The organism is Clostridium sp. UBA7503 (assembly GCF_002477055.1).
GTDB classification, from domain to species: Bacteria; Bacillota; Clostridia; order Clostridiales; family Clostridiaceae; genus Clostridium_J; species Clostridium_J sulfidigenes.
This window is the reverse complement of the sequence record NZ_DLNT01000013.1, coordinates 121,359-139,075: the sequence shown is the minus strand read 5'-3', so window position 1 is coordinate 139,075 and position 17,717 is coordinate 121,359. Positions and strand designations below refer to the sequence as shown.

Annotated in this window: 15 protein-coding genes and 1 pseudogene; all 16 read left to right on the top strand. The window is 32.4% G+C overall.

Annotation, left to right across the window (positions count from 1 at the left end):
* Positions 1-44 precede the first annotated feature (44 nt).
* The 16 genes and pseudogenes from pyrH to truB all read left to right on the top strand — a co-directional run bounded on the left by pyrH (position 45) and on the right by truB (position 17,709).
* Positions 45-767 (top strand): UMP kinase, encoded by a 723-nt coding sequence (gene pyrH, locus B3630_RS03440; protein WP_035132786.1) that lies wholly within the window; start codon positions 45-47, stop codon positions 765-767.
* Between the two features lie 17 nt (positions 768-784).
* Positions 785-1,342 carry a ribosome recycling factor gene (gene frr, locus B3630_RS03435; RefSeq protein WP_346895527.1) on the top strand — a complete coding sequence of 186 codons (558 nt, stop codon included), beginning with the start codon at positions 785-787 and terminating at the stop codon, positions 1,340-1,342.
* A 90-nt stretch (positions 1,343-1,432) separates the two neighbouring features.
* Positions 1,433-2,191: an isoprenyl transferase gene (locus B3630_RS03430; protein ID WP_414632993.1), complete on the top strand. Its 759-nt coding sequence runs from the start codon at positions 1,433-1,435 to the stop codon at positions 2,189-2,191.
* A gap of 15 nt (positions 2,192-2,206) precedes the next feature.
* Positions 2,207-3,001, top strand: a complete 795-nt coding sequence (locus B3630_RS03425) for a phosphatidate cytidylyltransferase (RefSeq protein WP_346895523.1) — start codon at positions 2,207-2,209, stop codon at positions 2,999-3,001.
* Positions 3,002-3,237: 236 nt separating this feature from the next.
* A complete protein-coding gene (locus B3630_RS03420) occupies positions 3,238-4,392 on the top strand; it encodes a 1-deoxy-D-xylulose-5-phosphate reductoisomerase (RefSeq protein WP_346895521.1) in 1,155 nt (384 codons plus the stop codon).
* A gap of 64 nt (positions 4,393-4,456) precedes the next feature.
* Entirely contained in the window at positions 4,457-5,458 is a 1,002-nt protein-coding gene (gene rseP, locus B3630_RS03415) for an RIP metalloprotease RseP (RefSeq protein WP_346895541.1), read from the top strand.
* Between the two features lie 9 nt (positions 5,459-5,467).
* Positions 5,468-6,517, top strand: coding sequence for a flavodoxin-dependent (E)-4-hydroxy-3-methylbut-2-enyl-diphosphate synthase (ispG, locus tag B3630_RS03410; RefSeq protein ID WP_346895519.1), 1,050 nt, complete (start codon positions 5,468-5,470; stop codon positions 6,515-6,517).
* 15 nt (positions 6,518-6,532) lie between these two features.
* A pseudogene (locus B3630_RS03405) lies at positions 6,533-10,823 on the top strand (PolC-type DNA polymerase III).
* A 411-nt stretch (positions 10,824-11,234) separates the two neighbouring features.
* Positions 11,235-11,696 carry a ribosome maturation factor RimP gene (rimP, locus tag B3630_RS03400; protein WP_346895517.1) on the top strand — a complete coding sequence of 154 codons (462 nt, stop codon included), beginning with the start codon at positions 11,235-11,237 and terminating at the stop codon, positions 11,694-11,696.
* 16 nt (positions 11,697-11,712) lie between these two features.
* Complete coding sequence (gene nusA, locus B3630_RS03395; RefSeq protein WP_346895515.1) at positions 11,713-12,798, top strand: transcription termination factor NusA; 1,086 nt, start codon at positions 11,713-11,715, stop codon at positions 12,796-12,798.
* Between the two features lie 16 nt (positions 12,799-12,814).
* Positions 12,815-13,084 carry an RNase P modulator RnpM gene (gene rnpM / locus B3630_RS03390; protein WP_035132803.1) on the top strand — a complete coding sequence of 90 codons (270 nt, stop codon included), beginning with the start codon at positions 12,815-12,817 and terminating at the stop codon, positions 13,082-13,084.
* Positions 13,074-13,388: a ribosomal L7Ae/L30e/S12e/Gadd45 family protein gene (locus B3630_RS03385; RefSeq protein WP_035132804.1), complete on the top strand. Its 315-nt coding sequence runs from the start codon at positions 13,074-13,076 to the stop codon at positions 13,386-13,388. The genes rnpM and B3630_RS03385 overlap by 11 nt, the downstream gene beginning before the upstream one ends.
* Before the next feature lie 17 nt (positions 13,389-13,405).
* On the top strand, positions 13,406-15,490 hold the full coding sequence (infB, locus tag B3630_RS03380; RefSeq protein ID WP_346895513.1) for a translation initiation factor IF-2: 2,085 nt from the start codon (positions 13,406-13,408) through the stop codon (positions 15,488-15,490).
* A gap of 18 nt (positions 15,491-15,508) precedes the next feature.
* Positions 15,509-15,871, top strand: coding sequence for a 30S ribosome-binding factor RbfA (gene rbfA, locus B3630_RS03375; RefSeq protein ID WP_035132809.1), 363 nt, complete (start codon positions 15,509-15,511; stop codon positions 15,869-15,871).
* Positions 15,861-16,835 (top strand): bifunctional oligoribonuclease/PAP phosphatase NrnA, encoded by a 975-nt coding sequence (locus B3630_RS03370; RefSeq protein ID WP_346895511.1) that lies wholly within the window; start codon positions 15,861-15,863, stop codon positions 16,833-16,835. The genes rbfA and B3630_RS03370 overlap by 11 nt, the downstream gene beginning before the upstream one ends.
* On the top strand, positions 16,822-17,709 hold the full coding sequence (gene truB, locus B3630_RS03365; protein ID WP_346895509.1) for a tRNA pseudouridine(55) synthase TruB: 888 nt from the start codon (positions 16,822-16,824) through the stop codon (positions 17,707-17,709). Before B3630_RS03370 ends, truB begins: the two co-directional genes overlap by 14 nt.
* Positions 17,710-17,717 lie beyond the last annotated feature (8 nt).

Below are 17,717 nucleotides of genomic sequence, written 5' to 3'. Positions count from 1 at the left end.
AAAAATATGGTGTAAATATATTGAGTTGGAGGTATAATATATATATGGAAACTGCGAAATATAAAAGAGTCATGCTTAAACTTTCAGGAGAGGCATTAGCGTCAGAGAAGGGGTACGGCATTGATTTTGATACAGCGAACACTATTGCTTTACAAATTAAGAAGTTAGTTGAAATGGGTGTTGAAGTAGGTGCAGTTGTTGGTGGCGGCAACATATGGAGAGGTAGAAGTGGTGAAGGCATGGATAGAACTACCGCGGACTATATGGGTATGCTTGCTACATGTATAAATGCTTTAGCATTACAAGACTCCTTGGAAGCTATAGGTGTTAATACGAGGGTTCAAACGGCTATTGAAATGAGAGAAATAGCAGAGCCTTACATTAGAAGAAGAGCAATGAGACATCTTGAAAAGGGAAGAGTTGTAATATTTGCAGCAGGAACAGGAAATCCATATTTCTCCACAGACACTACAGCAGCTTTAAGAGCAGCAGAAATAGAAGCTGAAGTTATTTTGCTTGCTAAAAAAGTTGATGGGGTATATGATAAAGATCCTCATAAACATGAGGGTGCAGTTAAGTTTAATAATTTATCTTATATTGAGGTATTAGAAAAAGGATTGCAGGTTATGGATTCGACTGCTACATCCCTATGTATGGATAATCAAATACCTATTCTAGTATTTGGTTTAGATGAGCCTCATAATATTATAAGAGCGGTAAAAGGTGAAAATATTGGTACTTTAGTATCATCTAATATATGTAAATAATTGATGGAGGTAATTTTATGGTAAAAGATATCATTAAAAATGCTGATGAGAAAATGAACAAAACTATTTTAAGCTTACAAAATGAGCTTGGAACATTAAAAGCTGGAAGAGCAAACCCTACAATGCTTGATAGAATATTAGTAGAAAGTTATGGAACAATGGTACCTCTTAACCAAGTGGGGAACATATCTGCTCCAGAGCCAAGAGTTCTTCTTATTCAACCATGGGACAAAAGTTGCATGAAGGATATAGAAAAAGCAATTTTAAAATCAGATTTAGGAATTAATCCTAGTAATGATGGTCAGGTTATTAGACTGATTGTTCCAGAATTAACTGAAGAGACTAGAAAAAATTTAGTTAAATCAGTTAAAAAATGTGGTGAAGATGCTAAGGTTGCTATCAGATCTATAAGACGTGATGCGAATGATAAGATTAAAAACTTAAAGAAGAATAGTGAAATCAGTGAAGATGAATGTAAAAAAGCTGAAGATCAGATTCAAAAAGAAACTGATAAGTTTATCAAATTAATTGATAAGGCTATAGAAGAAAAAGAAAAGTCAATAATGTCAGTATAATATGTAAGATAAAACCTGCAAATATTGCAGGTTTTATTATTATGTATTTGTGATATAATAGCATCATGATTACTTGAAATGGAGAGGTATATTTTGGATATATTTAAATTTAAAAAAGATATAATTAAAGAAAAAATACAATTAGATATGGAGCGAATCCCTTCCCATATAGCTATAATTATGGATGGGAATGGACGTTGGGCTAAACAAAGAAAACTTCCAAGAACTATGGGGCATAGAGCTGGTATGAAAAATATTAAAATGATGGTGGAGGAGTCTAGTAATCTGGGAGTTAAATATTTAACTCTATATGCTTTTTCTACAGAAAATTGGAAGAGGTCAAAAGAAGAAGTAGGTGCTTTAATGGACTTAGTAGTAGAGTTTATAAATAAGGAATTTGAAGAGCTACATAGAAATAATGTGAAACTTAATTCAATAGGAGATATAAGTAAGCTTCCTGAAAAATCAAAGGCTGCAGTAGAGGATACAATGTATAAAACTAGAAATAATACAGGTTTAACTCTTAACATAGCTTTAAATTATGGAGGAAGAGATGAGATTGTAAAAGGGGTTAAGGAAGTAGCCAAGGAAGTATTAGAAGGAAAGTTACAAGTAGATAACATAGATGATAAGATCATATCGGACCATTTATATACTAGTGGTATGCCAGATCCGGATATTGTTATAAGGCCCAGTGGAGAATTAAGACTTAGTAATTATTTATTATGGCAAAGTGCTTATTCTGAATTTTGGTTTTCCGATATAAATTGGCCTGACTTTAAAAAAGAAGATTTGAGAAGAGCAATTAGTGATTTTCAAAAGAGAGATAGAAGATTTGGTGGAGTATAGTAAGAGGTGAGTCAAATGAATAAAAGATATATAGGGGCAATGATATTAGCTCCTCTAGTACTATTTATATTTTTAGGGGGATATTTTTTAAAGATTTCTGTAATTTTATTATCCCTTGGGGGAATGTATGAATTTTATAAGGTAAGCAAAGTGGATGGATATAAACCTATATCTTTAATAGGATATTTATTATGTTTACTTTACTATATCTATTTAGGACATGGATTTAATTTAAACGTTGCTGTAGGTATATTTATCATTGTTGTATTCTTTTTAATGATAGTTCCGGTATTTGATACTGATAGGAACTTCATTGATGTAGCATTGACCATATTACCTTGTTTTTATGTAGGCATATTTTTTAGTTTTATATTATTACTCAACAATATGGAAAATGGTAACTTCTTCATATGGCTTATATTTATATCCTCATGGGGATGTGATACTTTAGCTTATTATTTTGGTAGATATTTAGGAAAACATAAATTAAATCCAAAGGTTAGCCCTAAAAAAACCATAGAGGGAGCTATAGGTGGACTTATAGGGAGTATTTTAGGATGTACAATTTATGGATACATCATAACTAAATTTGGAGTAGTAGTACACCTATATAACTATATTATAATTGGTCTATTAGGTGGAATCTTTGGACAGTGTGGAGATTTAGTGGCATCTTCAATAAAAAGACATGCGGGTGTTAAGGATTATTCAAATTTAATTCCTGGACATGGTGGTATATTGGATAGGTTCGATAGTATATTACTAGTATCTGTGGTGGTATATTATTATATTAATATTTTTGTAGCGTAATTATAAAAAATATTAAGGTATTATTAATTTAAGGGATTTCTCAAAAAATTTACAAGTCTTTAAGTACTGAGCAGAAATAAGGTAAGTAATGCTCAACATTTACTTAAGATTTAGTTTGTTTTGGGAAATCCCTTTTAAAATTTAGATTCTGTAAAATTAATTTAACTTTTAGTATTTTGTATTATTACATATTATAGGGTATAATGTGTTTAGATAAAATTAAGGGAGCGTTGACAGTGAAAAACATAAGCATACTTGGAGTTACTGGTTCCATTGGAACACAGGCATTAGATATAATAAGAAATAAAGAAAATAAAGTAAACCTAATAGGGGTTACAGCTCATAGAAACTTTAAAGGATTAGTGGATATTATAGAAGAGTTTAGTCCAAAATATATAGGGGTAACAGATGAGAAATGTTATGAAGCTATAAAGGAGTACTGTGAAAGGGAAAATAAACAAGTAAACCTATTTGGTGGAGAAGAAGCTCTAGAAAAAGTTGCTACTTTAAAAGAAATAGATACGGTTTTGACTTCTGTAGTAGGAATTGCAGGATTGAAACCAACTATTAGGGCTATTGAAGCTAAAAAAAATATAGCATTAGCAAATAAAGAAACCTTAGTAGTTGCTGGAGATATAGTTATGGCAAAGGCGAAGGAAAATCGTGTTAAAATTCTTCCAGTGGATTCAGAGCATGGAGCTATATTTCAATGTATTCAGGGTAATGAAAAAAAAGATATAAATAAGATAATACTTACGGCTTCAGGTGGGCCTTTTAGAGGTAAAACTAGAGATGACTTGAAGGAAATTACCCCCAAAGATGCTCTAAAACATCCTAAGTGGAACATGGGAAGAAAAATTTCTATAGATTCATCAACCTTGGTAAACAAGGGATTAGAAGTTATAGAAGCACACTTTTTATTTGGAGTTCCTTATGATGAAATTGAAGTTATAGTTCATCCACAAAGTATAGTACATTCCATGGTAGAGTATAAAGATGGTTCAATTATTGCTCAATTAGGAAGTACAGATATGAGGTTACCTATCCAATATGCCTTAAGCTATCCTGAGAGAAGGACAGCTATAGCAGATAAGTTAGATTTTAAAACTGTTTCAAGTCTAACCTTTGAACAGCCCGATATAAACACTTTTAGATGTTTAGAATTAGCATTTAAAGCAGGGAGACTTGGTGGCAATATGCCAGCAATTTATAATGGAGCTAATGAAATTGCAGTAGAATTATTCTTGGATGAAAGGATTAAGTATCTACAGATTGAAGAAATAATAGAAGATGCCATGAATAAGTTTCCGTATGTGAAAAATCCAGATTTACAACAAGTTTTAGACATAGATAAGCAGGTTAGGGAATATGTTTTAAAGAGATATGTATAAGTTAATAGAGTGGAAGGGGAGAAGAATATTGCAAAGTATTATAGGTAATATACCATATTTTTTAATGGCTTTACTTGCATTTAGCGTATTAATTATAGGTCACGAATTTGGACATTTTATAATGGCTAGAGTTAATGGTGTGAAGGTCCTTGAATTTTCATTAGGCATGGGACCAAAGTTATTTTCCATTAAGGGAAAGGAGACAGAGTATCTTATTAAAGCACTTCCCATTGGTGGTTATGTAAAAATGTATGGAGAAGAAGATGATGTAACTGTAGCCGATGACAGGGCTTTTTCTAATAAAACGTCCTTTCAGAAGTTAACTATTGTAGCAGCAGGTCCTATAATGAATTTTATAATAGCTATACTATTCTTTAGTTTGGTGGGAGGTATTCAAGGACATTCTACTAACGTTGTAGATAAAGTAATAGAAAATTCACCAGCAATGGTAGCTGGGATAAAAAGTGGAGATAAAATAACAGAGGTTAATGGTAAATTAGTTACTACTTGGGAAGAGTTTCTTACTGAGATTTTTACAGGTGAAGGAAAGCCCGTTAATATGGAAGTAGAGAGAGCTGGACAAAAAATAAAATTTGATTTAGTACCATCTTATAATGAAGGAGAAGAAAGATTTCAAGTTGGGATATATTCTAAGGTTGTAAAGCCTAATTTTATAGAATCTATAAAATATGGAATTAATCAAACAGGAAGCACCATAAGACAGACTTTTGGCTTTTTTGGTCAGCTATTCAAAGGAAAGGTTTCTGCTGATGATGTAGGAGGCCCTATAAGTATTATGAAAATTTCTGGAAGAGCTGCTCAGCAAGGAATTCTTACCTTATTAAATATTATGGCTTTATTCAGTGTCCAGCTGGCAATATTTAATGTGATTCCATTCCCTGCATTAGATGGTGGTTGGATATTCCTATTACTATTTCAGATTATAACTGGAAAGGAAGTAAATAAAGAAAAAGTTGCAACAATTAATTACTATGGATTTTTGGCATTGATGTCTCTTATGGTTTTAGTATTGCTAAAAGATATTATAAATCCTATTCAGTTTTAGGAGGAAATTATGAGGAGAAAAGAAACAAGAAAAGTTAAAATTGGAGATATATACATTGGAGGAAATTCTAGAATTACAGTACAATCCATGACTAATACGGATACAAGAGATGTATACTCCACAGTAGAGCAAATTTTAAGACTTGAAGAAAGTGGTTGTGATATAGTAAGATGTGCTGTTCTCGATATGGAGGCTGCAGAAGCTATAAAGGAAATCGTAAAACAAATTCACATTCCCTTAGTTGCAGATATCCACTTTGATTATAGATTAGCATTAAAGTCTATAGAAAATGGAGTTTCTAAACTAAGAATTAATCCAGGAAATATTGGTGACATAAGTAGAGTTGAGATGGTGGCAAAAGCTGCAAAAGAAAGAGATATACCAATAAGGATTGGTGTTAACTCTGGATCTTTAGAAAAAGAAGTTTTAAATAAATACGGTAGAGTATGTAGTGAGGCTTTAGCGGAAAGTGCCCTTAATCATGTGAAAATTCTAGAAGCAGTAAATTTTGAAGATATAATTATATCTATAAAATCTTCTGATGTAGTTCAAATGATAGAGGCCTATAATATAGTTTCTAGTAAGGTTAATTACCCATTGCATATTGGAGTTACAGAAGCAGGTACCACATGGAGAGGCACTGTTAAATCCAGCGTAGGTGTAGGAGCACTTTTAGCAGAGGGCATAGGAGATACCTTAAGAATTTCCCTTACAGGAGATGTGGTTGAAGAAGTTAAGGTAGGAAGAGAAATTTTAAAATCTCTTGGTATGTTAGAGGATGGAATAAAATTTGTATCTTGCCCAACCTGTGGAAGAACTCAAATAGATCTTATTAGCATAGCAGAAGAAGCAGAAAAAAGATTAAGTCACATAAATAAAAATATAAAAGTAGCTATTATGGGATGCGTAGTTAATGGGCCAGGAGAAGCTAGAGAAGCAGATGTAGGAATAGCTGGTGGTAATGGAGAAGGGCTTATCTTTAAAAAAGGTGAGATTGTAAGAAAAGTAAAAGAGGAAGATTTACTGGGTGAATTAATTAAGGAGATTGAAAGTTTATAGATAGGAGGAATCTAAATGACATTGTCAGAACTACTAGGATATGATAGTAGATTGCCTATTTATGAAGATATCATCATAAATAAAGTTCAATATCTAAAACAAAGCGAGATGGTTAAGGTAGTATTAAAACATAAGAGTTCCTTAGATGATCCTATGAAGGAAAATATATGTAATCTTATTAAGGATAAACTTTGTGATTTAGGTACTATAGATATCTTGTGGTATAGAAATGTAGAACATATTGCTTTAGAAGATGTGGTGGGGGAGTATTGGATAGATGTCATTAACTCTCTTGCCTCATCTTTTCCTTCTGCTAAGACTAGTTTACTAAAAGCAGTTAAAAAGCTAGAAAATGACAGAATTAACATAGGTATATCTAATGAATTTATATCTAAGATGCTCTGTCATAAGAATATAGATAGATTAATACAAAGTGAAATTTATAATATGTTTAACATTAAAGTAGAAATAAAAATATACTATGATGAATCGGCTATTGAAGAAGATTATATCCTAGAAAAGCAAATTGAAGAAAAGAGAATAGTAAGTGATATTATAGCAAATAGTCCTAAGATTTCTAGTAGATCTAGTGATAAAGTTAAAGAAAAGGCTAAAGCAACTAAGGGGGATAAAAAGGCTAGTCCTTGGAAGGAGAATTATAGAAAGAACAAAGAGCCTTTAGATGAAAATGTGGTATATGGTAATAGAAATATAAATGAAGAAACCACAGAAATGTGTGAATTAAATATGGGTTCTGGGAGAGTAGCTGTGGCTGGAGATGTATTTAAGGTGAATATATTTGAAGCTAAAAGTGGGAAAATATATCCTTCTTTATATATTACAGACTACACTAGTTCTATAACTATAAAAATATATCCAAGAAGTAATGAAGAAGTAGAAAAACTGCTAGAAGAGTTAAAACCAGGGGTATGTTGTAAGGTTTATGGGGAAGTAGAAATTGATAGATTTTCTAAAGATTTAGTGCTTAATGCAAAGTCTATTGTAAAGTTGAAACCTAGTGAAAGAATGGATGGTTGTGAAGTCAAGAGGATAGAGCTTCATGCTCATACCACCATGAGCTCAATGGATGCAGTGGTTACACCTTCAAATCTTATTGCTAAAGCTGCTAAATGGGGACATAAGGCAATTGCTATAACAGATCATGGAGTAGCTCAAGCCTTTCCAGAGGCTATGGATGCAGGGAAGAAACATAATATAAAAATTATATATGGAATAGAGGGATATTTAGTTAATGATGGAGTAGGTATAGCTACTGGGTGTAGAGGAATAGATTTTAATAGTTCCTTTGTAGTATTTGATATTGAAACTACAGGATTTTCAAGTCACCAGGATCGTATTATAGAAATAGGAGCTGTTAAAATAGAGAATGGACATGTTATTGATAGTTTTAATGAACTTATAAATCCAGAGATGAGCATTCCGTATAAAATAACAGAGCTTACAGGTATAAGTAATGAGATGGTTAAGGGTTGTAAAACCATAGAAGATGTTCTTCCTAGGTTTTTAGAGTTTGTAGGGAATTCTGTAGTAGTAGCTCACAATGCGGAGTTTGATACGGGATTTATTAAGTCTAAGTGCAAAAATTTTGGATTGCAATTCAAAAATGGAATTGTAGATACATTACCTTTAGTTAGATTTTTATTTCCACAACTTAAAAAGCATAAGCTTAATGTAATATGTGAACACTTAAAGATATCCTTAGAAAACCATCATAGAGCTGTGGATGATGCTAAGGCTACTGGAGATGTTCTTTTAAAATCCTTTGAAATGTTAAGAGAGAAGAATTTTAATAATTTAGATCAAATCAATAAGGAATATTTAAAATCCTTTGATGTAAAAAAAGCTCCTACATACCATGTAATAATTTTAGCCCAAAACCAGAGTGGATTAAAAAATCTATATAAGCTAATTTCCTTTTCTAATTTAGACTATTACCAAAGACGACCAAGGCTTCCGAAGAGTCTAATAGAAGAATATAGAGAGGGACTTATTATTGGTTCTGCCTGTGAGGCTGGAGAGATATTTAAGGGAGTTCTAGCAGGAAGGTCCATAGAGGACATGGAACATATAGTGGAGTTTTATGATTATTTAGAAGTACAGCCCATTGGTAATAATGAATTTTTAATAAAGAAGAACATGGTTAAAGATGAAGAAGGACTTAGGGATCTCAATAGAAGGGTATGTGAACTTGGAGATTTCTATAATAAAAAAGTAGTTGCCACGGGTGATGTACACTTTTTAGAACCACGAGATGAAGTTTTTAGAAGAATTTTAATGGCTGGAAAAGGGTTTGATGATGCTGATAATCAACCTCCACTATATTTCAAAACAACTACAGAAATGTTAAGAGAGTTTTCATACTTAGGAGAAGAAAAGGCCATGGAAATTGTGGTGGAAAACCCTGAATATATACAAAGCTTAGTTGGAGAAGTTAAACCAATTCCAGATGAAACCTATGCTCCTAAAATAGAAGGTGCAGAGGATGACATTAGAAACATGACTTTAAATAAAGTAAAATCTATATATGGAGGTAATCTTCCAGAAGTTATTCAGAAAAGACTTGATAAGGAATTAAATTCTATTATAAATAATGGATATGCGGTGCTTTATCTTATAGCACAAAAATTGGTGGCAAAGTCTATCAGTGATGGATATCTAGTTGGATCTAGAGGATCTGTTGGATCTTCCTTTGTAGCTACCATGTCAGATATAACAGAGGTTAATGGGCTTCCACCCCATTATGTATGCCCTAATTGTAAAAATAGTGAATTTATTTTAGATGGATCAATAGGTTCGGGAGTTGACTTACCGGATAAAAACTGTGAAAAATGTGGAACTCCTTATATAAAAGATGGTCATGATATACCTTTTGAAACATTCTTAGGCTTTGAGGGGGATAAGGAACCAGATATAGACTTAAATTTCTCAGGGGATAACCAAGGTGATATTCATAGATATACAGAAGTTCTTTTTGGAAAAGGTCATACTTTTAAAGCTGGAACCATAGGAACTATTGCAGATAAGACTGCCTATGGGTATGTTAAAAAGTATTTAGATGAAAGAGACATAAATACTACTAATGCAGAAATAGAAAGATTAACTATTGGATGCACTGGGGTAAAAAGAACTTCAGGGCAACACCCAGGAGGAATTATGGTTGTACCTAGTGATAATGAAATATTTAATTTTTGCCCAATACAACATCCAGCAGATGACCCCAATTCAGATATAATAACAACTCACTTTGATTATCACTCTATAAGTGGTAGGCTTTTAAAACTTGATATACTGGGCCATGACGATCCTACTATGCTTAGGATGCTTCAAGATTTAACTGGAATAAGTCCTCAAAGTGTACCTTTATCTGACCCAAAAGTTTTGAGTCTTTTCACAGGAACACAAGCTCTTGGCATAACTCCAGAAGAGCTAGGTTGTGAAGTTGGATGTTATGGTGTTCCAGAGTTTGGAACCAAATTTGTTAGACAGATGCTTTTAGATACAAAACCACAAACATTTTCTGATTTGGTTAGAATTTCTGGTCTTTCCCATGGTACTGACGTATGGCTTAATAATGCTCAATATTATATAAAAGAAGGATATACTACCCTTAAAGATTGTATATCTACCAGAGATGATATTATGGTNNATCATGGAGAAAGTTAGGAAAGGAAAGGGTGTATCAGAAGAGTTTGAATCCATAATGAGAGAACATAATGTTCCAGATTGGTATATAGAGTCCTGTAAAAAAATAAAATACATGTTTCCTAAGGGTCATGCCGTTGCTTATGTAATGATGGCTATGAGAATAGCTTATTTTAAGGTTCATCACCCAAAGGCTTACTATGCAACTTATTTTACTGTTAGGGCAGACGACTTTGATGGCGATTTAGTTATAAAGGGTGAAGAAGCAATGAAAGATACTATGGATGAATTAAATGCTTTAGGGAATAATATAGGTACGAAAGAAAAGGGTCTTCTTACCACCTTAGAACTTTGTTATGAAATGTACAAAAGAGGTATAAAATTTCTACCCGTAGATGTATATAAATCAGAGGCAGTAAAATTTACAATAGAAGGAGATAATATAAGAATTCCTTTAAGTGGACTTACTGGAGTAGGGGAAAATGCAGCAAAGGCTATAGCAGAAGCTAGAAATCATGGGGAGTTTATATCTAAGGAAGATCTTCGTATAAGAAGTAAAGCTACAAAGACTGTAGTAGAAGCTTTGGCAAATCACGGAGCCATAGGAAATTTACCAGAAACAAATCAATTAAGTCTTTTTTAACAACTGTTTATTTAAATAATTTAAGTTAGGTGCCATTTGATAAATACCTCAAAGGAGCTAAAACCATTGCATATTGAAAATAGCTATGATATAATTATAGTTAATGAGCTAGTTATTATGATAGTCTTTGAGGGAGAGTAGGATTTATGCCTACTCTCTATTTATTAAAACGCAACCCCAAGTTGCGTTTTACTTATAAAGTGAACCTTAGTTTGAACTAAGGTTTTACATCTCACTAGAGCTAGTTGAACTCATACCTTAAAGGGTACTGCGGTAATGTAAATATTATCCCATGACTATTTGACCAAATACTTTCAACTTTATAAAAAGATGGAAGTTGGATATCAATAAAAATATTAAGTTTATTACTAAAGATTTAAAGTAAATATAATAAAAAGGAGGAAATGTATTATGAACAGTAGCGGTGTTGTGGAAAAACTCCATAGTGAAATTACTAATATAGTAGAAAAACTCGGATTTGAACTTTATCACTTAGAATATGTACGTGAAGGCGGACAAAATATTTTAAGAGTTTTTATAGATAATGAAAAAGGCGTTGCTTTGGATAACTGTGTAGAAGTAAGTAAGGCTGTTGGAGAAATGCTAGATAAAGAAGATCCTATAACAGAAGAATATAATTTAGAAGTATCATCTCCAGGTATATTTAGAACCTTATATACAAAAGAACATTTTAATAAGTATATAAATCATGATGTAGCTGTAAAACTTTCAGCATTATTTGAAGGAAAGAAAAAATATGAAGGGATATTGAAGGGGTTTGATAGCGAAAACTTAATGTTAGAAATCAATGACAATGAAGTTGCAATACCAATGTCAAAGGTTTCTTTAGTTACGTTAAACCCAACTTTATAAGGAGGATATAAATATAATGAGCACCGGATTTAAGGAAGAATTTATAGATGCTGTAAAACAACTAGTTGTTGAAAAAGGAATTAGTGAGGAAATGCTTTTTACTACTATAGAGGATGCTTTAGTAGCAGCATATAAGAAGAATTTTGCAAAGTCTCATGCCAAGGAGCAAAACGTAAGAGTATGGGTTAATAGAGATACAGGAGAAACTCATGTATACTCATTAAAAGAAGTTGTAGAAGAAGTATATGATGATGTAATAGAAATATCCTTAGAGGATGCTAGAGAAATCAGTTCCAAATATAACTTAGAAGATGTTGCAGAAATTGAAGTTACTCCAAGAGATTTTGGAAGAGTTGCGGCTCAAGCTGCGAAGCAAGTTGTTATTCAAAGAATTAAGGAAGCTGAAAGAACTCTTATATATAATGAATTTATAACTAAGGAATTTGACATAATAACAGGTATAGTTCTAAGAAAAGATAGAGGAAATGTATTTATAGATCTAGGTAAATTAGAAGCTGTATTAGGACCAAATGAGCAAATGCCAGGAGAATCTTATACATTTAATGAGAAATTAAAGCTATATATAGTAGAAGTAAAGAAAAGTTCTAAGGGACCACAAATTGTAGTTTCAAGAACACACCCAGGCCTTGTAAAAAGATTATTTGAGTTAGAAGTTCCGGAAATATACAGTGGAATTGTAGAAATAAAAAGTATAGCTAGAGAAGCAGGTTCAAGAACTAAAATAGCTGTATGGTCTAACGATGAAGAAGTAGATCCTATGGGAGCTTGTGTTGGACCTAAAGGAATTAGAGTTCAAAACATAGTAAATGAACTTAGAAATGAAAAGATTGATATAATAAAGTGGAGTAAGTTACCAGAAGAGTATATTGCTCATGCACTAAGTCCAGCTAAAGTTCTATCAGTTGATGTCGATGAGGATGGAAAGAGTGCTAAGGTTGTGGTAGATGATAATCAATTATCATTAGCCATAGGTAAGGAAGGTCAAAATGTTAGATTAGCAGCAAGACTTACTGGATGGAAAATAGATATTAAGAGTAAGAGTCAATCTGAAAGCTTACAAAACGAAGAAAGTAACCTTTAAAGGTAGGTGATATTTTATGAAGGTAAAAAAGATACCTCAAAGAATGTGCACAGGATGCATGGAAATGAAACCTAAGAAGGAACTTATAAGAGTTGTTAAAAATAAGGAAAATGAGATATCTATAGATTTACATGGTAAAAAACCTGGTCGTGGAGCCTATATCTGCAGAAATATTCAATGTTTAGAAAAAGCCGTAAAGACTAAAAGACTAGAAAGAAATCTAGAAACTAAGATAAATGATGAAATATATGATAAACTAAAGGAAGAGATAGTTAATGCAGAATAAATTTTTAAGTTTTCTAGGAATTGCAAAAAAATCTAGAAACTTAGTAGAAGGATATAATGGATGTGAAGAAGAGATAAAAAGAAATAAAATCCATCTATGTATTTTATCCTTAGAGTGTTCAGAAAACACTAAGAAAAAATTTGAAAAATACTGTGATGACAGAAGAGTGCCTGTAATAGGGAATATACCTAAAAATGAATTGGGTATGGCCATAGGTAGAGAAGAAATCAATGTGTTAGCAGTAAGAGATGAAAAAATTTGTGAAAATTTAATAAAGTTATGGAAAGAGAATTACGGAATGTAAATTCGGGGGTGAAAGTTTTGTCGAAAATAAGAATATATGAGTTAGCTAAAGAATTAGAAGTTACAAACAAGGAACTTATAAGTGTATTAATGGAAGAGTTCGGTGTTGAAGCTAAGAATCACATGAGTGTCATCGATGAAGAGGATGCTGATCTTATAAAAGAGCTATATGAAGAACAGAAAAAAGAAGCAGCTGAAAAGAAAGAAATTATTGAGGAATATGAATCAAAAATCAATGAAGATATAAGTAAGCAGCAAAGAAAAAATAGCAAAATGAGAAAAGGCGGAAATAAGAGAAACGAAGAAAAAGTTGATGAAACTCCAGATGAAGTAATCGAAATGGAGGAAACTATCGTTGTAAAAGACTTAGCTGATAAGCTAAAAAAACCAGTGGTAGAAGTTATAAGAGCTTTAATATTCCAAGGAGTTATGGCAAGTGTAAACCAAGAGATTGACTTTAACACAGCTGAAAAGCTTGTAGACAGCTTTGGATCTATTGCAGTATTAAAAGAGAAAAATGTTGGTGACATTGCTAAAGAACAAGAGGATGAGATTGATGAGATAGAAGACGAAGCATCAGAAGCAAAAGAAACTAAAAGACCACCAATAGTTACAGTAATGGGTCACGTTGACCATGGTAAGACATCATTACTAGATGCAATAAAGAAATCTAAAGTTACAGCAACAGAAGCTGGTGGAATTACTCAACACATAGGTGCTTATACTGTAGATGTAAATGGTGAGAGAATTACCTTCCTTGATACTCCAGGTCACGAAGCTTTTACTTCTATGAGAGCTAGAGGAGCTCAAGTTACAGATATAGTTATATTAGTAGTAGCAGCAGATGATGGAATTATGCCACAAACTGTTGAAGCTATAAATCACTGTAAAGCTGCAGAAGTACCTATGATTATAGCTATAAACAAAATGGATAAAGAAAGTGCAAATCCGGATAGGGTTAAGCAAGAGTTAACAGAGTATGGATTAGTATCTGAAGATTGGGGTGGAGATACTATATGTGTACCAGTATCTGCTCACACTAAGGAAGGCTTAGATAATCTTCTTGAAATGATTACAATAAATGCTGAAATGTTAGAATTAAAAGCTGATGCTAATAGAAGAGCTAAGGGAACAGTTATAGAAGCTAAATTAGATAAAGGTAGAGGACCTGTAGCTAGTATACTAGTTCAAAATGGAACTTTAAAATCAGGAGATTCTATAATAGTTGGAACTACTTATGGTAGAATCAGAGCAATGATTGATGATAAAGGTAAAACTACAAAAGCAGCTGGCCCTTCTATGCCAGTAGAAATATTAGGACTTTCAGAAGTTCCAGCGGCAGGAGATAGATTTACTGTTGTTAGAGATGAAAAGACAGCTAGAATAATGGCAGAGTCAAGAAAAGAAAAGATTAGACAAGAACATTTCCAAACCTCTAATAGAGTATCTATGGAAAATCTATATAACCAAATACAAGAAGGTAAGGTTAAAGAGTTAAGTGTAATAGTTAAGGCTGACGTTCAAGGTTCAGCAGAAGCTGTTAAGCAATCCATAGAAAAGCTTTCTACAGATAACGTAAAAGTTAGAGTTATTCACGGAGCGGTTGGAGCTATAACTGAAACAGACGTATCTCTAGCATATGCTTCTAATGCTATTATTATTGGTTTCAACGTAAGACCAGACAATAATGCTATTACAGTTGCGGAAAGAGATAATGTAGAAATTAAAACTTATAGAATTATCTATGATGCATTGGATGATATTAAATCAGCAATGATTGGTATGCTTGAACCTGAATATAAAGAAGTTATTACTGGACGTTGTGAAGCAAGACAGGTATATAAAATTTCTAACGTTGGGACTATAGCAGGATGTTATGTTCTTAATGGAAAGATAACAAGAAACTGTAAAGTTAGAGTACTAAGAGATGGTATAGTAATTACAGAATCTACTCTTGCATCTTTAAAGAGATTTAAAGATGACGTTAAAGAGGCAGCAGCTGGATACGAATGTGGACTTAGCATTGAGAAATTCAATGATATAAAAGAAGGAGACATTATAGAAGGCTATATCATGGAAGAAATTAAACCAAAACAATTGTAATAGGAAGGAGTGATCTCCATGGCTAACTATAGAGGCGGCAGAATCAATGAAGAGATAAAAAAAGATGTTAGCAACACTATTCAAAACAAAATAAAGGATCCTAGACTTACAGCAATGGTAAGTGTAACAGATGTAGAAGTAACAAGAGACTTGAGCTATGCTAAAGTATTTGTTAGTATATTTGGTACAGAGGATCAAAAGACAGATGCCCTTAAAATTCTTAAAAGCTCAACAGGTTTTATAAGAAAAGAGATAGGAAAAAATGTTAAGTTAAGACATGTTCCAGAAGTTATCATAGAGTTAGATACAACTTTAGATAAAGCTAATCATTTAGAATCTTTATTCAGAAAGATAAAGGAGAATGATTCTAATGATAACTAGGAATATAATAGATATCATAGAGAAAAGTAATTATATAGGAATTACTTTTCATCAATCACCAGATGGTGATTCTCTAGGAAGTGCCACAGCCCTACTTCAAGGGCTGAGGGCACTTAATAAAGAAGCATATATACTTTCTAAGGAGAAAATTCCAGATACTTTTGAGTATTTGCCTTGTAGTGAGGAAATCACAGGATTACTTCAACAGGTAAAGGATGGTACAGATTTAATAATTGTACTAGATTGTGGAGATTTTAAGAGAATAAATGCTAATTTAGATGCGGAGAATAGGCAATATAAGCTTGTAAATATAGATCACCATCTAAGTAATGAAAAGTATGGTGATTTTAATTATGTTGATATAAATTCCTCAGCGGTTGGAGAAATAATTTATGACCTATTAAATCAATTAAAAGTAGATATTACAAAGAATATAGGTAAATCAATTTATACTTCTATTCTAACAGATACAAGTTCATTTAAGCATTCTAATACTACAAGCAGAACTCATGAGATAGCTGGTGAAATTATTAAAACTGGAGTTAACTTTAATAAAATTCAGAGACAAGTCTTTGAAAATAAAGAATTTAATAAAGTTAAGTTCTTTGGAAAAGTCATCGATACTTTGACATTACATCTAAATAATAAAGTTGTATTTATGGAGATTAATGATGCTATGCTTAATGAAGTAGGCTTAGAATCCATGGATTCTTCCGAGGTTATTCACTTTGGGACTATGATAAGTGGAATAGAAGTAGTAGCTTTATTTAAAGAAAGCAAGGGCGGAGTAAAAGTAAGCTTAAGGTCTAAAGAAATAGTTGACGTTAGTAAAGTAGCTGAAGATTTTAATGGTGGAGGTCATAAAAGAGCTTCTGGTCTATTTTGTGAAGGTTCCATGATTGAAGTAAAGGATAAAATATATAAAATATTAGAAGAAGAGTTGATATCTTATGATAGAAAATAATAAACCCTTTGGAGTTTTAAATATAAATAAACCTCTTGGCATTAGTTCCTTTGACGTAGTGCGAAAAATAAAAAAGCTAGCTAAAGAGAAGAAAGTTGGGCATGGAGGTACCTTAGATCCAGAAGCTTGTGGTGTACTTCCAGTATGTATAGGGAGAGCAACAAAGGCCATAGACTTTATCATGGAAGGTGAGAAAGAATATATAGCAAAGGTTAAATTAGGAGTTGTCACAGATACTTACGATAGAGAAGGAAAAGTACTTCGTGAGAGTAAGGTAGATTCTACAGAAAAAGAAATTACTAAGGCTATAAATAAATTTGTAGGAACTATTGCCCAGGTTCCACCTATGTATTCTGCTCTTAAACAAAATGGAAAAAAACTTTATGAATTAGCTAGAGAAGGAAAAGAAGTCTATAGAGAGCCAAGGACAGTTACTATCCATAGTATTGATATATTATCCATAGATAGTCCTATAATCCACATAAAAGTTAGATGTTCTAAAGGAACTTATATAAGAAGTTTATGCTATGATATAGGAGAAGAACTTGGTTGTGGCGCTATGATGTGGGAGCTAGAGAGAACAGCTACTGGTCCTTTTACTGTAGATAGTAGTGTGGAATTAAAAGATCTAACGGAGGATAATATAAATAACCATATTATTTCCTTAGATGAAGTATTTAGTAAGTTTCCTAAACTTGTAGTTAATGAAAAGTTTGAACGGTTAATATTAAATGGTGTAACCATAAATGATAGAACTCTTTTAAATAGAATTGAAAAGTTTTGCAAATATGCAGTATACAACAATTCAAATAAGCTTATAGGAATTGGGTCAGAAAGTGATGCAGGATTTAAATTAATAAAACTTTTTCTTTAGGGGATATA